This is a genomic window from Janthinobacterium kochi (assembly GCF_051380715.1).
GTDB lineage: Bacteria > Pseudomonadota > Gammaproteobacteria > Burkholderiales > Burkholderiaceae_D > Janthinobacterium.
The window spans coordinates 336968-353263 of the sequence record NZ_JBNYXO010000001.1 but is presented as its reverse complement, the minus strand read 5'-3'; the positions used below and the strand labels follow the sequence as shown (position 1 = coordinate 353263).

The following is a 16296-nucleotide window of genomic DNA, read 5'->3' as shown; positions in this document are numbered from 1 at the left end:
GACCCTCGCGCACGCTAGCGCTGAGCTCTGCGTTAGCGTCCTTGGGGGTCTGACCCCGACAGTTGCCGTTGGGTCAAATTACGTATTCCGGCGCGGATACCCTTGAGATAGAATCCGCACCCATACCACTTCCTTCTCTTCATCCGTCATCGACACCCAGTGGGCCACTTCCACCACGCTGCGGCCACAGCCGCGGCAGATTTCATCGAACGTCGTCGAGCAGACGGCCACGCAGGGCGTGTCTGGACGCGGCGGCAGTTCCTTGTCACCCATCAGGATACCTTCGGCAAGCCAAGCTTTTCCCAGCCTTCGACACCCAGCGCTTCCAGGGTGGCGATATTCTTGTCAAAGATTTCCGACGCTTCCGGGAATGCCTCGACGGCGCGCGCTATGCTGTCTTCGCGCAGCAGGTGCAGGGTCGGATAGGGCGAGCGGTTGGTGTAGTTGCTGATGTCGTCTTCGAACGTCTCGGCAAACTGATAGTTCGGGTGGAAGCTGGCCACTTGCAGTTCGCCGGCCAGATGCATGTCTTCCACGGCCGCATCGGCCACATCGAGAAACTCGTTATAGTCGAGGAAATCGTTCAGGGTGTACGGATGGATCAGCAAGGTCGTGTCGATCTGCTCGGGGTCCGTGTCGGCCAGGGTTTGCAGCTCGTCCATCAGCATCGCCAGCAACTCTTCCGGATTGCTCGATTCGCACACCACGTAGCGGATCTGCTTCTTGACGTGTACGGCCTTGGCGAACGGGCACAGGTTCAGGCCAATCACGGCCTTTTCCAGCCAGGCAACGGTATTGGCGATGATGACGGCGTTGTCGTCGTCGTGACGCGGCGGGGTGTTCATATGCATGACTCTCTATCGATATGGCGACCGGCAGCCAAATGGCCGGCCAAAGCCAAATTGTACGCACTCTTTGCGCAGTCTCATACTGAACGGCTGCCAAGCTTGCGCCAGCCTCATCGCCATGTATGCTATAACAGCGGCCGAATCACGCATTGGGCAAATTAAATTTGCAATAATGACAGCATTTTCGCATGGAAAATCAGCCGCTTCCCGCTTACGGTTACTTATTGCCGCTTATTTCCTGTCATCATGCTGACATAATTCTTGACTCCGGCATGGGGATATACGTACACTCGCAGCTTGATCATGGGTCTGTCCGATGTTTCTCCGACGACAACAATGGAACACTATGCACGAAAACTCCTTTAAATCTACCGTCCTGGCGGCGTTGGCCCTGGCGCTTGCGCCCGCCCTCAGCCAGGCGTACGAAGCCGGTGTTGAGAGCGATAACGCACCAGTCGCCACCGCCACCGCACCGGCCCTGATCCCGATGACCGCCCAGGTCACGGCGAAGCTCCCCACCCTCGACAACCGCCTGCAAAAGACCGACCGTCTGCTGAAAAACCTCAGCGAGAACTCCGATCCGCTGCGCGAAGCCGACGTCTGGGGCCGCATCCGCAGCGGCTATGCGATTCCCGACATCAACAACCAACTGGTGGCCAACCACGTCAACTGGTACGCCACCCGCCCCGACTACATCGCCCGCACGACGGCACGCGCCTCGCGCTACATCTTCCACGTGGTGCAGGAACTGGAAAAGCGCGGCATGCCGACGGAACTGGCCTTGCTGCCGTTCATCGAGTCCGCCTTCAACCCGCAAGCGTTCTCCAGCGCCAATGCCGCCGGCATGTGGCAATTCGTGCCCGCCACGGGGCGCGATTTCAACCTCAAGCAAAACATGTTCAAGGACGAGCGCCGCGGCGTGCTGACCTCGACCGATGCGGCCCTGACGTATCTGCAGCGCCTGTATGACATGTTTGGCGACTGGCAACTGGCGCTGGCCGCCTACAACTGGGGCGAAGGCTCGGTGCAGCGCGCCATCAAGAAAAACCAGGCGATGGGCAAGCCGACCGATTTCGAAAGCCTGGCCGACCTGATGCCTGCCGAAACGCGCAACTACGTGCCGAAACTGCAAGCGGTGAAAAACATCATCGCCAATCCGGCCCAGTTCGGCCTGACCCTGCCCGTGGTCGACAACCAGCCCTATTTCACGGCCATCGACAAGACCAGCGACATCGACATCACCGTTGCCGCCCAGCTGGCCGAACTGTCGATGGATGAATTCAAGGCCTTGAATCCGCAATTTAACCGCCCCGTCATCATCGGCGGCGAAAAGACCAAGATTCTGTTACCGCAGGAAAACGCCGCCAAGTTCACCACCAACCTGGCGCAATGGGGTCATGCCTTGTCGAGCTGGACCACGCACAAGATCACCAATGCGCGCGAACGCATCGAAACCCTGGCGTCGAAATTCGGCACCACGGCCGACGTGCTGCGTCAGGCCAACAACATTCCCCAGCGCACCAGCCTGCGCGCCGGCTCCACCATCCTGGTACCGAAAACCTCGGCCACGATGAACAAGGATATCACCCAGGAAATCGCCGACAGCGCCACCATGCTGCTGGAAGCGGACCGGCCGGAACGGGCCGCCAAAGCATTGCGCCGCGTCGCCAAGGGCGGCAAGGTGCAAGCTGCGCCAATTTCTCTGGTGAAACCGCGCATCCAGCGCGGCGGCAGCAATAGCCGGGCAAAAGCGCGCCACTGATCGCCAGAGCTGTATAGACGCACCTCACCGGCCGCCACAGCTTTGCTGTCGCGGCCGGTTGCACATCCGTCCACCCCGTCCACCACCCCAGACAGGAGTCGTCATGGCTTTCTTGCAAGGCAAAAAAATCCTCATCACGGGCTTGCTGTCGAACCGCTCCATCGCCTATGGCATCGCCAAGGCTTGCCACCGCGAAGGCGCCACCCTCGCCTTCACCTACGTGGGTGAGCGCTTCAAGGAGCGCATCACGGAGTTTGCAGCCGAATTCGGCAGCGAACTGGTATTTGACTGCGACGTTTCCAGCGATGAACAGATCAGCGCCGTCTTCAGCGACCTGGCGCGCTACTGGGAACACCTCGACGGCCTCGTGCACGCCATCGGCTTTGCGCCGCGCGAGGCGATCGCCGGCGACTTCCTCGACGGCTTGTCGCGCGACAGCTTCCGCATCGCGCACGATATTTCCGCCTACAGTTTTCCCGCCATGACCAAGGCCGCCCTGCCCCTGCTGCATCCGGGCGCCTCCGTATTGACCCTGACCTACCTGGGCGCCATGCGCGCAGTGCCCTACTACAACACCATGGGCCTGGCCAAGGCCTCGCTGGAAGCGTCCGTGCGTTACCTGGCCGAGTCGCTGGGCCCGCGCGGCATCCGCGCCAACGGCATCTCGGCCGGCCCCATCAAGACTTTGGCCGCCACCGGCATCAAGGATTTCAGTAAACTCCTGGGCTTTGTGGCCGAGCACGCCCCGCTGCGCCGCAACGTCACCATCGAGGAAGTGGGCAACACGGCCGCCTTTTTGCTGTCCGACCTGGCCTCGGGCATCACAGGCGAAATTACCTACGTCGATGGCGGCTTTTCGCAAGTGATGGCGGTCAATCCCGAAGTGGAGTGATGCGGTGATGGCCGAGGCCTCGCCCGACTTCGCGGGCCTGGTCGAACTGGCGCAGGCAACCCGGCAAATCAATCTGGCCAGGGAAACGCAACAGGCGCCGCCACTGTCCGCCGACATCGTGGCCATGCTCAATTAAACGAAGGAAAACTACGTACTCCTACTGATTTCACATAGGAAACATGTTCAAAACGTGGTAGGACTGTCGTTTCTTCCCATTTAGACCGTGCAAAACGGCGGCAAATACGGTATAGTGTCGTTGTGCGCTGCAATATGTTCGCTTGAAGCGATGGCAACACCGCAGTAACATGCAATTACAAACTTAGCAGCTTCGCAAGCCTTAGCGCATCCACAGGATGCCGCTTATAAAGCCCTCCCGCCTTGTGTGTCGCACCTGACACCGTCCCGGCGCAAAGCTTTTGTGCCGAAATTTCTTTCTAGTTGAGTCATTTCGTTTTGGTTGGCGTTGCTATTTTGCGTTCTGCTTTTTGCAAGAACGCTGATTTTTACGAAAGAAAAGAATGACATTTGAATCCTTAGGCCTGCATCCGTCCATCATCGCCGCTCTGACCGAATCGGGCTACACCGCGCCAACCGCGGTACAGTTGCAAGCGATTCCAGCCGCGATCGAAGGCCGTGACCTGCTGGTCTCGTCGCAGACCGGTTCGGGCAAGACCGCAGCTTTCATGCTGCCGTCGCTGCACAAACTGGCCAGCGCCGAACAAAGCGCCGCCGGCAAGACACCAAACCAGGAAATGCAAGCATCGCGCGCCCGCGGCGAGCGTCCGCGCTTCAAGGCTGCCCAGCCAAAAATGCTGGTGCTGACGCCAACGCGCGAACTGGCACTGCAAGTGACCACCAACACCGACAAGTACAGCACCGGCATCCGCCGCATCAAGGCTGTGTCGATCCTGGGCGGCATGCCTTACCCTAAACAGATGCAATTGCTGGCCAAGAATCCTGAGATTCTGGTCGCCACCCCTGGCCGTCTGATCGACCACATGGACTCGGGCAAGATCGACTTCTCGCAACTGGAAATCCTGGTGCTGGACGAAGCCGACCGCATGCTGGACATGGGTTTCATCGACGACATCGAAAAGATCGTGGACGCGACGCCAGAAGGCCGTCAAACCATGCTGTTCTCGGCAACCCTGGACGGCGTCGTTGGCAACATGGCGCGCCGCATCACGAAAAACCCGCTGGTCATCCAGATCGCCGGTTCGTCGAACAAGCATGAAAACATCACCCAGCGCGTCCACTTCGTCGACGATCTGTCGCACAAGAATCGCCTGCTGGACCACCTGCTGCGCGACGAAACGCTGGACCAGGCTGTTGTGTTCACCGCCACCAAGCGTGACGCCGACACCATCGCCGACCGTCTGAACATCGCCGGTTTCTCGGCCGCCGCCTTGCACGGCGACATGCATCAGGGCGCGCGTAACCGCACCCTGGACGGCATGCGCCGCGGCCAGGTCAAAGTGCTGGTCGCCACCGACGTTGCCGCCCGCGGTATCGACGTGCCTACCATCACCCACGTGTTCAACTACGATCTGCCGAAGTTCCCGGAAGACTACGTCCACCGCATCGGCCGTACCGGCCGCGCTGGCCGCAATGGCCTGGCCATCTCGCTGGTGAACCACGCTGAAGGCATGAACGTCAAGCGCATCGAACGCTTCACCAAGCAATTGATCCCGGTCAATGTCATCGAAGGTTTCGAGCCTAAGAAAACGGCGTCGGCACCACGTTCGAGCGCCCGTCCAGGCGGCTGGAAACCAGGCGACAACCGTGGCGGCGCGAAGCCAGCACAACGCACGTTCAGCAAGCCGGGCGCACCACGCAAAGATGGCGCGCCGAGCACCGGCGGCGGCTACAAGGGTTCCAACCCGCGCAGCACCGACGGCGCACGCCGCAGCTACGGCGACCGTTAATCACGGCGCCATGCCGCCAGCAGGCGGCAGGCAATAAAAAAACGGCTACCAGATCGCTCTGGTGGCCGTTTTTTATTGCCAACTGCTTTTACTTCTTGGACACCTTCTGGCGCGACAGCTTGCGCAGCTTGGCTTGCTCGAAGCGCACCTGCTGCTCCGGCGTCTCCAGCACCAGCGGCGGCACGGCCACCGGCTTGCGGTTGGCGTCCACGGCCACCATCGTGAAATAGCAACTGTTGGCGTGGCGCACCAGGCGCTGCTGAATGTTTTCCGTCACCACGCGGATGCCCACTTCCATCGAGGTAGTGCCCGTGTAATTGATCGAGGCGAGGAACGTCACCAGCTCACCGACGTGAATAGGCTGCAAGAACATCACCTGGTCCACGGACAGGGTCACCACATAGCTGCCCGAGTAGCGGCTGGCACAGGCGTAGGCGACGCTATCGAGATATTTCAGGATGGTGCCACCGTGCACGTTGCCGGAAAAGTTGGCCATATCGGGCGTCATCAGGACCGTCATCGTCAGTTCGTGGGCCGACCAGTTCATCGCGCTGTCCAAAGTGTTCTCCAAAGGGAAATAAAAGTGAGGGGGATGTGAAAACCGGCCCCAGGGGCCGGTGTAGACCTTACAGGCCCAGGGTGTCGATGTCGGCCAGCGAGTCGCGGCCCTTGTCGGAAATATCGTGTCCCTCGCCTTCGGCGCGCGCCACGATGTGGGCTTTCTTGCCCAGGAAATACGCCACTTCCGTGTCCAGCTTGGTCAGCGGATCGGCGGCGACGGCGCGCAACCCCATGATGCAGCGGCGCAGGAACAGCAGCTGTTGGGCTTTCTCGGTGATGGACAAACGGCCATCGCGTGCATAGCTGAGCAGCTTCAGACCGGACAGGCGCTTGGCATTGCGGGCTACGCAAGCACTGGGGCGCTCGGTCTTGATGCCGCGTGCAACTTGCTCCAGCGCGTCATATTCATCGGTTGTTAATTTCTCGTTCTTCATTACTTTTCCATAAAAGGCCAGGTGTTCGGCCCCCATGGTACGCGCCCCGCTGCGCATCGGCAACAGGCAACGTGATTCAGTCGCCTTCCGCCCCACGGACGGCGTGCTGAAAATGCGCGTGGATCGCGCTTATTTGTAGCTGCGCAGCAGCAACCACGCCAGGCCGCAACCGGCCACGGCGCCAGCCAGGGCCAGCGCTGCGAGGTTTTTACTGGTAATCACAGGGCGCCGGCCCAGGTAGATTTTGTTATGCAAGGAATTGCCCATGATGGTCTCCTGTACAAGAATTTTTATGATGTCTCATTATAAGAACAGAATCGTGACGGCCGCATGACACACAGCAGTTAGCGATTGATTTGTATCCACTCGGCAACGTTTATTGGCATTTTTGTTGTTTAATTGGCGTGGCAATCCCGCCGCCCGCGCAATTCCTTTCCGACCAGAAATAAACAGCGCACGGCAGTGGCATCACCGCTCAGGTGCACTCAGGTGCGCTCAGGCGTGCAACGACTTGGTTAGCCCATCCTGACGGGCGGCGGCGGTGGCGTCGGTTCCTCGACGGGCACGGGCTCCGTGTGCGGCGGCTTTTCCGGCGGCGGCGTCAGCGGATCGCCTTCGGGCGGCGGCGGGATATCCGGTTCAGGCGTGCTGTGCGCACGCAGCGGGGCATGACGGGATGGTAGTTGCATGGTGACCTCCTTTGCCCCACTGTAGCCGATGACGGGAAAAACTGGCGCCCGCGAGCCGCGCCATAGGCCGGGTAAAACGTCGATTTTTTTTACACAAGCACGAAAAACGCCATCCCTGTTTTTATAAGCTGTTGAATTCAAATACAAATATTACATGGTACGAATTCTGCTTCAAGGGTGTATGAGGTTATCTGAGGCAGCCGCCACAGTGACCTGGTCCGATCAACCCTCACGCTGAAGGAAATGCCATGAAACCGCTGTCCTCATTCCTGCGTTTCGCTATCTCCGCGGCCGCCATCGGCGCCGCGCTGATCAGTGCTCCCGCACTCGCTGGTCCCTTGTTTACCGTCGATGAAGGTTCCGTCCCCGGCACCGCAGCCAATCTGGTGGTGGCCGACCGCATCAGCTTTGAATATCACGCGCGCGTCGAACAAACCATCGTTGGCGGTTTGGGTGGCGGCAACGATCCCTTCACTCAAACAGGCTTTCTGACCAAGGCCGCTTTCGGCAGTCCCACCGGCGGCAGCGTTCCATCGCAACTGAACGCCCTCAATGGCTATGGCATATATGGCCTGTTTACCATCACCGGCCAGTCCGATACTCTGGCTGGCGGGATCCACGCTACCTTTCAAACCCTGACCATGACCTTGTACATCGACCCCAACCAGGACACGTCACTGTCGGTCAGTAACGTCGCAGGCTCGCCGGTGAATGTGGGTGGTGTCGCGGGCGATGACTTTGCGATCGTGACATACACGATCGATGTGGGCGAAGCACACATTTTCGCCGGCCTGGCCCAGGGCGACTTCAAGGCCTTGCTTAACGCCACATTGACGCCGCAAGGACAGTTGTTTTTCGTCAATCCCAACCCGTTTTTCCCGCTGGAGTCCCTCAGCGGGAATACGAACAGCTTCATCGGCGGCAGCCTGACCGACAGTTTCATCGCGATGGCCGACGGTGGCGGCCTGGAATTATTCCAGGCAGCTGTACCTGAACCAGGCACCATCGCCCTGCTCGGTATCGGCCTGTTTGGCCTGGGCATGACTGCGCGCCGCCAGCAAGGCGGGCAACGCCAGGCTTGACATGCGATCATCCAGTCTAAGAGCCGCTGATGTCCTCAGCGGCTTTTTTCGCTGCGACAACAGGGAAGCCCATGCCGTTCACGCAAGCGTCTTCCCGTTGACCGGCGCCACCAGCAAGTCTTGCAACGGCCGGCGCAAGGAGCGCGCCTGGGCCGCCGGGCCGGCGCCGATGCGGCCAAGGAACACGGCCCGATCAAACGCCACCGCACCCAGCACGGCCTGGCATTGCACCGCCAGTTCCTGCGCCAGCTCCAGCATGCCGTCGGTGCGCGAAAAGGCCCGCCGTTCGCGCACATAACGGGCGAAGATCAGCGGCGTCAGTTCCGGCTGTAACTGCAAGCCCAGCTGCGTGGCCGTCAGCCAGAAGCGCTGCATGGCCCTGCCCGCCGCCACGTAGTCATCGATGTGACGCGGCGGCGCCTCGGCCAGCAGCACGAAATGCGCAGCGCAATACAGGCCGGGCAGCAAGTCCATCTGCAGCCGGGGTGCGACGGTGCCAGCCAGCCAGGTATTGAAAAAATCCACGCGGCGCCAGCTGTGCATGACCCAGCGCATCAGCCGCGCCGTCATCGGGTCGACACCGAGCGCCTGCTCCGGGATGCGGTCGGCGCTGAAGCGCGCGCCCCATTCGATGACGTCGCGGTGCACCTTGTGCGCTTCGGGCATGGTCAGGCGCAGCTTCGCATTGTCGAACATCAGGCGCGCACAGGCCAGGCGCATGCGCCAGCCTTCGAACCACTGCACGCTGTAGCCGGGCGGCAAGCTGGCCGCCAGCGCCGCCTTTTCGCTGGCGCGCAGGCGGCGCGTGCTGAGCCGGCGCCGCTGCACGCTGCGCTGCGCGAGAAAGGCCGCCAGCGGGTCGGAAAGCATGCCGGGGCTGTCGACAAAGCGCACATCAAACGTGGGCAAGGTGTCGGGCAAGCCGCCGTGCCGGCGCGCTTCCATGCGCAAGCCATGGCTGCTGGCTGCCAGTGCCATGCTTTCGAGCAAGGCACCGAGCGACAGCTGGCTGGGATGGCCGTCGAGGTCGTACACGCAATGGCTGCGCGTATCGAAGCCATGCACGACGACGTGCCGCGGGTCCACGACTTCAAAACGCCACGGCTGCGTGTTGTCGCCGCTGGGCGCCCAGCGCGCCTGCTCGAGGATATTTTCCAGTACGGGATCGATCTGCAGTGCTTGCGCCATTTATGCCCCCTGCGCGGCGCGGCGCCGCTTGATGATGGCCATCGTCAGGCGCTGCAGCGGATGACGGTTGCCGCCCGGACGCCAGGTATGCACGAGCTTGTTGCGATAGGCGTCGAAATGCATACCGTGCGGCGCCGCCATCACCTTGCCGCGTTTCAAGAGTATTTTCAGTGCCTCGGTGGCGGCCGCGCCCGCGCACAGCTGGCAGCCCATGATGGTCGACGGCCCGCGCCGCTCCTTCAGATTGATGGCGGACGGGTCGACCAGATAGGGGCCGTGCAAGCCGGCCGGCGCCAGGCCGACGAGAAAGCGCAGGGCCTTCTCTTCTTCCGGCAAGTCGCCCCAGCCAAAATACGCTTCGAACGTCATGCCGCCAGGCATGAAACTGAGCACGGCCGTGCCCATGCCCAGTGGCGCGGCCGTGATGGCGGGGATGCCCAGGCGCGCGCAGCTGGCGAAGGTGGCCTGGCGCGCAGGAAAGGCAAAGAAATCCAGGCCGTCCACATACAGGTCGACACCGGCAAAAAACTCCGCCAGGTTACTGTCGTGTATGCCGTCAGGAAATTGTTTAATCTCAAGTTCGGGATTGATATCCCGCGCCATCTGCGCCAGGACGGCCACCTTGGGCTGGCCCAGGGTGGACATCATGGCGCCGGCCTGGCGATTGAAGTTGGCGATATCGAAGGTATCGAAATCGGCGATGTGAAAAGCGCCGATGCCCAGCCGCGCCAGGGTCAGCAGATGCACGCCGCCCACGCCGCCCATACCGGCAATGGCTACGCGCTTGCCGCGCAAGCTGTCCTGCTCCGCCTGCGTGACCCAGCCCAGGTTGCGGGCAAACGCCGCCTGATAGGAAAAACCGTCTGTCATGCTGACCTCTTCTGTGCATCCCCTAAGGACCAAGAATGGTTTGACAGACGGTCGGGCGATAAGTTCCCGCTATGACGACAACTTAGCGCGCCAGACGGCGCTGCACTGCCGGTGCCAGTGCCGGTGCCGCGCGCGCGGGCGCCGCCGCGTGCCGCGCCACTGCGCCCACCTTGAACACGCTGACGATCTGCGCCAGTCCGGCTGCCTGTTCGTTCATGGCCTGCGCCGCCGCCGAAGCCTGCTCGACCAGGGCCGAGTTTTGCTGCGTCATGTTATCCATCTCGACGATGGCCTGGTTGATCTGCTCGATGCCGGCGCTCTGCTCGGCGCTGGCCGAGGAAATCTCGGCCACGATATCGGTCACATGCTGCACGCTGGAAACCACTTTCTCCATCGTCTCGCCCGCCAGAGCCACCAGTTTTTCACCTGCGCCCACTTGCTCGGCGGAACTGTCGATCAATTGCTTGATCTCCTTGGCGGCAGCAGCCGAGCGTTGCGCCAGGTTGCGTACTTCACTGGCGACGACGGCAAAGCCGCGGCCCTGCTCGCCTGCTCGCGCCGCTTCCACGGCGGCGTTCAAGGCCAGGATATTCGTCTGGAAGGCGATACCGTCGATGACGGCGATGATGTCGCCGATTTTTTTCGACGAGGCATTGATGGCACCCATGGTGTCGACCACCTGGCTCACCACGCCGCCCGCCTGTGTCGCCACTTGCGAGGCAGAAATGGCCAGCTGGTTGGCCTGACGCGCATTGTCCGCGTTCTGGCGCACGGTCGAAGTCATTTCTTCCATGGTCGAGGCCGTTTCTTCCAATGATCCCGCCTGCTGCTCCGTGCGCGCCGACAAGTCATGGTTGCCGGAAGCGATTTCACCCGACGCCGTGGAAATGGCATCGGCATCGTTGCGCACCTGGCTCACCAGATGCGCCAGGTTGTCGCGCATGGCCTTGATCGCCATCAACAGGCTGGATGTATCGCCGGGGCGGGTGTCGATCTGCGTGGTCAGGTCGCCCTTGGCGATTTGCGCGACGATGGCCGCTGCATAGTCGGGTTCGCCACCCAGCTGGCCCAGGATGCGGCGCAGCATCAAGGCCGCCAGGGCACCCACCACCAGCATCAGCGCGCCGCCAATGGCCAGCAGCACGCCGGCCTGGGCCCAGAACTTGTGGTTGATGTCATCGATGTAGGTGCCGGTGCCGATCAGCCAGTCCCACGGCGCAAATTTCACCACCGCATACATCTTCGCCACCGGCTCCTTCACGCCGGGACGCGAGCCATCGGCCTGCACCAGGCCAATGCGGCTGTTGGCCAGGGCTGCCCGGTAGCGGTCGCCCGACTGCTTCATGTTCTTTTGCGGCACACCGATGCGCGACGCATTCGGGTGCACGTACAGCAAATCGGTGCTGAAATCGCGCACAAAGTAATACATCTCGTCCTTGACGAAGCTGCCGATGGCCAGCTTGGCCTGCTGCTGGGCTTGCTCACGCGTGAGCTTGCCCGACTGTTCCAGCGCATACGCATTTTCCACCGAGGCATTGGCCAATTCCACCAGCACCGTCAATTGCTCGACACGCTCGGCCATCATGGTCTGGCGCAGGGAATACAAAGAAAATGAAGCGATGAGGACGATGCCCAGCAAGGTGCTGAAACACAGGAGGAGAATGCGCGAACGAAGAGTCATGGGAGCCTGGGTAAAGAATAAAATGTGAAATTATAAACAATTTCCATATGGAAATCTTTTCAGAAAAGCAAAGCGGGCGGCGCTACCAGGCTGATGCCCGGCAGGCACCGCCCGCATATTTCTTGCTGAAGTCTTGCTGAAAGGGTCAGGCCAAGGCTTCCTTGGCCGCCTCTTCCGGCGTCAAGCCGTCGTAGAACTGGTCGGTAAACCACTCGACCTGTTCTTCGATGTGGTCTTGCGCCTGTGCCACGGTGGCGCCGCCGGCCACCAGGAAGCCTTCAACCTCGATACACCAGTTGATCAATTCCAGGGTTTCCGGATCGAGTTCTTCTTTCTTCGCCATCATATTTCCTTGCTTGTTAAATTGCGATCACATCCATCAACAGCAGTTTAACAGCTTCGCCGCCCTGCCGCCCCTGCAATGCAACAATGAAGATTACTTAGAGGCAACGTGTTTACGCTCCGGATACAGCACCACCTGCACGTAATTGTGCATGTCCAGGTAGCGCTGCGCCGCCAGCTTGACGGCTTGCGGCGTGATGGCGCGCACGCGCTGTTCGTAGCGCAGGATGTGCGCGGGGTCGCGGCCCTGTGTCACCGAACCCATCAGTTGGTTCATCCAGTAATTATTTTCCCGCAAGGATTTCTGCTGGCGCGTAATCCAGTTCAGCTTGACCTTTTCCAGGTCGGCCACGGACGGTCCTTCCCTCTTCATCTTGTTGATTTCGGCAAAGGCGGCGGCGATCACCTTGTCCACGTTTTCCGGCGCCGTCGGCAAGTTCAGCGCCACTGAATAATGGCCATACGGATGCTGACCCATGGACGTTTCGAAGCCACCGCCATAGATCATGCTCATCTTTTCGCGCAGCACTTCGATGACTTTCAGGTTCAACACCTCGCCCAGCGCCTGCAGGGTCAGCTTTTGCTCGTCCGAATACGCCACGTCGCCATTGAAGGTGATGGAAATCGTGCTTTTGGGCTCGCTGCCCATGTAGATGTCCTTCTTGACGATCCCTGCCACCGGGCGCATGCCCACGTCGCGGTAGGCGTGCGGCACCTCGGCCACGGGCAAGGTGCCCAGGTAGCTGGCGATCAGCGGCTTGATCTTGTCGAGCTCGAAGCTGCCCGTGAAGATGAAGGTCATGCCGCGCGCGCTGGAAAAGCGCTGGCGGAAGATCTCCAGCGAACGGTCCAGGCCCACCTTGTCGAAGTCGGCCGCGCGCGGCACGCCATCGACGCGCGGGTTGTCACCAAACATGGCGTGCTGGATGGCATCGTAGAACACGGCTTCCGGCTGCGCCATGCTGTTTTTCGCCAGGTCCTGCTGCTTGCCGATGAAGGATTGGTACAGGCCCGCATCCTTGCGTACGTCATGGAAATACAGAGTCACCAGTTGCAACATGGCTTCCACGTCGGCGCTGCTGGCCGAACCGCCAAAGCCTTCGCTCAGTTCGCCCAGCGAAGCGCCCACATTGACCGTCTTGCCGGCCAAAACCTTTTGCAAGTCCAGCGGCGCCAAGTCCTTCAAGCCCATGCTGCCGACCACGGCGCTGGCATAGCGGGCGCTATAGATATCGGCGTCGCCGAACAGGGACTGGCCGCCGAACCGGGTCGAGCCCATCAGCACCTGGTCATTCTTGAAATCGGTCGGTTTGAGCAGCACGCGCACACCATTGCCCAAGGTCAGCTCCGTTACGCCGATGGCGCTATTCAACTTTTCAGCGACGATGCTGCCACCGGCCGGCGGGCCGTCCATCAGCTTGCTGGCCAGGACTTTTTCCGTGCGCGGCTCGACCTTCTGCTGCTCGGCTTGCGCCACCGCGTCGAGCAATTGCTGCTGCGTCGGCACAGTCGAGGCCGTATCGCCCGCTTTCGGCTCGGCGCCCATGAAGACCACCAGTTTCTTTTGCTGGTCGGGGATCACCCTGGCCACCGTCTCGTTGATTTCCTGCAGCGTTACTTGCGGCAAGAGTTCCTGCGCATACAGCAATTCATTGGCGATGCCGGGAATGGCTTCCTGCTCCAGGAAGTTGCGCGAATACTCGGCCACGAAACCGGCCGAATCGGACTTGTCGCGCTCGCTGTACGCGCGCTCGTAATTGCGCAGCATGTTCTTGCGCGCCCGGTCCAGCTCATCCTGGCTGAAACCGAAGCGGCGCGCCCGCTCATCTTCCTGCACCAGCGCATCGACGGCCGGCTGCACGCCGCCCTTGCCCAGCAAGGCATATGCGCTGAACGATTCATAGCCGCGCACCAGCTTGCCCATGCTGCTGCCGCCCTGGATGAACGGGGGATTGGCTTGCTGCGTCAATTCCTGCATGCGCGCGCTGAGCATTTGCCCGTACAGGTTCTCGATCATCTGGCGGCGGTAGTCGGCGATCGTGACGGGTTCCTGCGCGGCGCGGATCGGGTAGCGGATGAAGACCGTGTCGTCCGGCGCTTCCTTGTCCGTGATCACCAGCGCTTCCGTTTGCGAGCGCTGCGGCACTTCCGCATACAGGCGCGGACGCGGTTTCGCGGGGTTTTTCAGCTTGCCGAAATGCTGCTGGATCAGCTTTTCAGCCTGTTTCGGCTCCACGTCACCGACCACCATCACGGCCATCAGGTCGGGACGATACCAATCCTTGTAGAAACGCTTGATGGCTTCCGGCTTGAACGTTTTCAAAACGGATTCCTTGCCTATCGGCATGCGTTGCGCATAGCGCGAACCGTTCAGCAACTTCGGATACAAGACCTTGTTCATGCGGTCGCTGGCACCCTTGCCCAGGCGCGCCTCTTCCAGCACGATGCCGCGCTCGCTGTTGATGTCGAGCGGATTGAATTTCAAGCCATGCGCCCAGTCTTCCAGCACGAGGAAACCTTTTTCCAGGTTTTCCTTCTTGTTCGTCGGAATCGGCAGTACGTACACGGTTTCATCAAAGCTCGTGTAGGCGTTCAAGTCGGCGCCGAACTTCACGCCGATCGATTGCAAATAGGAAATGAGCTCATTACGTTTGAAATGCGTGGAGCCATTGAAGGCCATGTGTTCCGTGAAATGCGCCAGGCCTTGCTGGTCATCATCTTCCAGGATGGAGCCGGCTTTCACCACCAGGCGCAATTCCACTTTCTGCGCCGGACGGGCATTTTTCTTGATGTAATAAGTCAAGCCGTTCGGCAGTTTTCCAACGGTCACTTCTGGTGCCAGCGGCAAGGGATCGGTCAAACGGATTTCTGCCTGGGCCATGCAGGCGCAGGCCAGCAAGACGGCGCCCGAAATCAGGCGTAATTTACTCAGCTTCATGTATTCTCAACGGTAAAATTCAGTAAGCGTACCTTACACTGAAATCGTCTTTCCGCCATTAAAAACAGCTTAGGAAAAACCGCTTTCCCCAGGCAATTTTGCCGAATGAGAAACTCAGCAGTATCCCGCCAGATTTTTTCAATTGTGCTAAAGTATTGCCGCCGGTCATGTCGACCGGCACAACAATACGTCTTCGGGGCGGGGTGCGATTCCCCACCGGCGGTAAGACCGGCAACGGTCAAGCCCGCGAGCGCCTGTCAAACGTCGTTTGGCAGGGTCAGCAGATCCGGTGTGATTCCGGGGCCGACGGTATAGTCCGGATGAAAGAAGATGTGCAGTAAACGCGATGTCCGCTCGACCTGTCGATGCGGCCGGCTGCGTCTATTCGCTTGCCCTGCAGCGTTTTTCGCCTATGCGAGGAGCGTTTCACCATGTTAGTCAACAGCTATACCCTGCTTTCCAACGACCTGGAAGGTCGCATCCAATCCGCCCTGGCCGCCATGCGCGCCGGCATTCCCGTCATCCTGCTCGACGATTTCGACCGTGAAAACGAAGCCGACCTGATCCTGTCTGCCGAGAAAATCACGCACGAAACCATGGCCTTGCTGATCCGCGAATGCAGCGGCATCGTCTGCCTGTGCCTGCCGACGGACGTCGTCAGCGCGCTGGAATTGACGCCCATGTCGTCCGACAATGGCAGCCGCTACGGCACACCCTTCACGGTATCCATCGAGGCGCGCGACGGCGTCACGACGGGCGTGTCGGCCGCCGACCGGGTCACCACCATCCGCGCCGCCATCGCGCCGAACGCCAAGCCGGCCGACCTGGTGCGCCCTGGCCACGTGTTCCCCTTGCGCGCCGCGCCCGGTGGCGTGCTCGAGCGCCGTGGCCACACGGAAGGCTCCGTGGACCTGTCGCGCATGGCGGGCCTGAACCCGGCAGCCGTGCTGTGCGAGCTGATGAACCCGGACGGCACCATGATGCGCGGCGATGCTATCGAACGCTTTGCCGAACTGCATGGCATGCCGATTCTGACCATCGAAGAACTGGTGGAATGGCGCAGCACGCGCGAACAGTAAACTTG

General features: G+C 60.7%; 17 protein-coding genes and 1 riboswitch. Of the genes, 6 read left to right on the top strand and 11 right to left on the bottom strand.

Annotation, left to right across the window (positions count from 1 at the left end; all coding sequences use genetic code 11):
* Nucleotides 1-78 precede the first annotated feature (78 nt).
* Nucleotides 79-273, bottom strand: a complete 195-nt coding sequence (locus tag ACQ4WL_RS01680) for a DUF1289 domain-containing protein (RefSeq protein ID WP_133990271.1) — start codon at nt 271-273, stop codon at nt 79-81.
* Nucleotides 273-845: a DUF1415 domain-containing protein gene (locus ACQ4WL_RS01675; RefSeq protein WP_436508338.1), complete on the bottom strand. Its 573-nt coding sequence runs from the start codon at nt 843-845 to the stop codon at nt 273-275. The genes ACQ4WL_RS01680 and ACQ4WL_RS01675 overlap by 1 nt, the downstream gene beginning before the upstream one ends.
* 349 nt (nt 846-1194) lie before the next feature.
* On the opposite strand from ACQ4WL_RS01675, the gene ACQ4WL_RS01670 reads away from it, so the two are divergent.
* The 4 genes from ACQ4WL_RS01670 (at nt 1195) to ACQ4WL_RS01655 (ending at nt 5427) form a co-directional block, all read left to right on the top strand.
* Entirely contained in the window at nt 1195-2610 is a 1416-nt protein-coding gene (locus tag ACQ4WL_RS01670; protein ID WP_436507652.1) for a transglycosylase SLT domain-containing protein, read from the top strand.
* 103 nt (nt 2611-2713) lie between these two features.
* Complete coding sequence (gene fabI / locus ACQ4WL_RS01665) at nt 2714-3502, top strand: enoyl-ACP reductase FabI (protein WP_436507650.1); 789 nt, start codon at nt 2714-2716, stop codon at nt 3500-3502.
* Nucleotides 3503-3509: 7 nt separating this feature from the next.
* Nucleotides 3510-3638: a hypothetical protein gene (locus ACQ4WL_RS01660; RefSeq protein WP_436507649.1), complete on the top strand. Its 129-nt coding sequence runs from the start codon at nt 3510-3512 to the stop codon at nt 3636-3638.
* A gap of 382 nt (nt 3639-4020) precedes the next feature.
* Nucleotides 4021-5427, top strand: coding sequence for a DEAD/DEAH box helicase (locus tag ACQ4WL_RS01655; RefSeq protein ID WP_436507647.1), 1407 nt, complete (start codon nt 4021-4023; stop codon nt 5425-5427).
* A gap of 88 nt (nt 5428-5515) precedes the next feature.
* Here the strand turns inward: ACQ4WL_RS01655 and ACQ4WL_RS01650 are convergent, their stop codons facing one another.
* The 4 genes from ACQ4WL_RS01650 to ACQ4WL_RS01635 form a co-directional block, all read right to left on the bottom strand.
* Nucleotides 5516-5974 carry an acyl-CoA thioesterase gene (locus ACQ4WL_RS01650; RefSeq protein ID WP_096238581.1) on the bottom strand — a complete coding sequence of 153 codons (459 nt, stop codon included), beginning with the start codon at nt 5972-5974 and terminating at the stop codon, nt 5516-5518.
* A gap of 79 nt (nt 5975-6053) precedes the next feature.
* Nucleotides 6054-6422 (bottom strand): hypothetical protein, encoded by a 369-nt coding sequence (locus ACQ4WL_RS01645; RefSeq protein ID WP_426070501.1) that lies wholly within the window; start codon nt 6420-6422, stop codon nt 6054-6056.
* Between the two features lie 129 nt (nt 6423-6551).
* Nucleotides 6552-6689: a hypothetical protein gene (locus tag ACQ4WL_RS01640; protein WP_170840448.1), complete on the bottom strand. Its 138-nt coding sequence runs from the start codon at nt 6687-6689 to the stop codon at nt 6552-6554.
* Nucleotides 6690-6937: 248 nt separating this feature from the next.
* A complete protein-coding gene (locus ACQ4WL_RS01635; RefSeq protein ID WP_168208427.1) occupies nt 6938-7111 on the bottom strand; it encodes a hypothetical protein in 174 nt (57 codons plus the stop codon).
* A gap of 248 nt (nt 7112-7359) precedes the next feature.
* Here ACQ4WL_RS01635 and pepA point away from each other — a divergent pair, with 248 nt between their 5' ends.
* Nucleotides 7360-8193 (top strand): flocculation-associated PEP-CTERM protein PepA, encoded by an 834-nt coding sequence (gene pepA / locus ACQ4WL_RS01630; RefSeq protein ID WP_436507646.1) that lies wholly within the window; start codon nt 7360-7362, stop codon nt 8191-8193.
* A 78-nt stretch (nt 8194-8271) separates the two neighbouring features.
* Here the strand turns inward: pepA and ACQ4WL_RS01625 are convergent, their stop codons facing one another.
* The 5 genes from ACQ4WL_RS01625 to ACQ4WL_RS01605 all read right to left on the bottom strand — a co-directional run bounded on the left by ACQ4WL_RS01625 (nt 8272) and on the right by ACQ4WL_RS01605 (nt 15212).
* Nucleotides 8272-9381, bottom strand: a complete 1110-nt coding sequence (locus ACQ4WL_RS01625) for a nitroreductase family protein (protein ID WP_436507645.1) — start codon at nt 9379-9381, stop codon at nt 8272-8274.
* The gene (locus ACQ4WL_RS01620) at nt 9382-10251 is read right to left on the bottom strand and encodes a ThiF family adenylyltransferase (protein WP_436507643.1); all 870 of its coding nucleotides are present in this window, start codon (nt 10249-10251) and stop codon (nt 9382-9384) included.
* Between the two features lie 82 nt (nt 10252-10333).
* Nucleotides 10334-11932: a methyl-accepting chemotaxis protein gene (locus ACQ4WL_RS01615; protein WP_436507641.1), complete on the bottom strand. Its 1599-nt coding sequence runs from the start codon at nt 11930-11932 to the stop codon at nt 10334-10336.
* 145 nt (nt 11933-12077) lie between these two features.
* Entirely contained in the window at nt 12078-12278 is a 201-nt protein-coding gene (locus ACQ4WL_RS01610) for a hypothetical protein (RefSeq protein WP_131686228.1), read from the bottom strand.
* Nucleotides 12279-12368: 90 nt separating this feature from the next.
* Complete coding sequence (locus ACQ4WL_RS01605; protein WP_436507639.1) at nt 12369-15212, bottom strand: M16 family metallopeptidase; 2844 nt, start codon at nt 15210-15212, stop codon at nt 12369-12371.
* 185 nt (nt 15213-15397) lie between these two features.
* A riboswitch (FMN riboswitch) is annotated at nt 15398-15548 on the top strand.
* Between the two features lie 95 nt (nt 15549-15643).
* On the opposite strand from ACQ4WL_RS01605, the gene ribB reads away from it, so the two are divergent.
* Complete coding sequence (gene ribB / locus ACQ4WL_RS01600) at nt 15644-16291, top strand: 3,4-dihydroxy-2-butanone-4-phosphate synthase (RefSeq protein WP_436507637.1); 648 nt, start codon at nt 15644-15646, stop codon at nt 16289-16291.
* Nucleotides 16292-16296: the final 5 nt, after the last annotated feature.

Excerpts from the sequence above, each read along its gene's own strand:
- ACQ4WL_RS01640 (WP_170840448.1), bottom strand. The coding sequence starts at position 6,689 with ATGGGCAATTCCTTGCATAACAAAATCTACCTGGGCCGGCGCCCTGTG.
- ACQ4WL_RS01670 (WP_436507652.1), top strand. The coding sequence starts at position 1,195 with ATGCACGAAAACTCCTTTAAATCTACCGTCCTGGCGGCGTTGGCCCTG.
- ACQ4WL_RS01680 (WP_133990271.1), bottom strand. The coding sequence starts at position 273 with ATGGGTGACAAGGAACTGCCGCCGCGTCCAGACACGCCCTGCGTGGCC.
- ACQ4WL_RS01625 (WP_436507645.1), bottom strand. The coding sequence starts at position 9,381 with ATGGCGCAAGCACTGCAGATCGATCCCGTACTGGAAAATATCCTCGAG.
- ACQ4WL_RS01655 (WP_436507647.1), top strand. The coding sequence starts at position 4,021 with ATGACATTTGAATCCTTAGGCCTGCATCCGTCCATCATCGCCGCTCTG.
- ACQ4WL_RS01605 (WP_436507639.1), bottom strand. The coding sequence starts at position 15,212 with ATGAAGCTGAGTAAATTACGCCTGATTTCGGGCGCCGTCTTGCTGGCC.
- ACQ4WL_RS01660 (WP_436507649.1), top strand. The coding sequence starts at position 3,510 with ATGGCCGAGGCCTCGCCCGACTTCGCGGGCCTGGTCGAACTGGCGCAG.
- pepA (WP_436507646.1), top strand. The coding sequence starts at position 7,360 with ATGAAACCGCTGTCCTCATTCCTGCGTTTCGCTATCTCCGCGGCCGCC.
- ACQ4WL_RS01620 (WP_436507643.1), bottom strand. The coding sequence starts at position 10,251 with ATGACAGACGGTTTTTCCTATCAGGCGGCGTTTGCCCGCAACCTGGGC.
- fabI (WP_436507650.1), top strand. The coding sequence starts at position 2,714 with ATGGCTTTCTTGCAAGGCAAAAAAATCCTCATCACGGGCTTGCTGTCG.
- ACQ4WL_RS01675 (WP_436508338.1), bottom strand. The coding sequence starts at position 845 with ATGAACACCCCGCCGCGTCACGACGACGACAACGCCGTCATCATCGCC.
- ACQ4WL_RS01615 (WP_436507641.1), bottom strand. The coding sequence starts at position 11,932 with ATGACTCTTCGTTCGCGCATTCTCCTCCTGTGTTTCAGCACCTTGCTG.
- ribB (WP_436507637.1), top strand. The coding sequence starts at position 15,644 with ATGTTAGTCAACAGCTATACCCTGCTTTCCAACGACCTGGAAGGTCGC.
- ACQ4WL_RS01645 (WP_426070501.1), bottom strand. The coding sequence starts at position 6,422 with ATGAAGAACGAGAAATTAACAACCGATGAATATGACGCGCTGGAGCAA.
- ACQ4WL_RS01650 (WP_096238581.1), bottom strand. The coding sequence starts at position 5,974 with ATGAACTGGTCGGCCCACGAACTGACGATGACGGTCCTGATGACGCCC.
- ACQ4WL_RS01635 (WP_168208427.1), bottom strand. The coding sequence starts at position 7,111 with ATGCAACTACCATCCCGTCATGCCCCGCTGCGTGCGCACAGCACGCCT.
- ACQ4WL_RS01610 (WP_131686228.1), bottom strand. The coding sequence starts at position 12,278 with ATGATGGCGAAGAAAGAAGAACTCGATCCGGAAACCCTGGAATTGATC.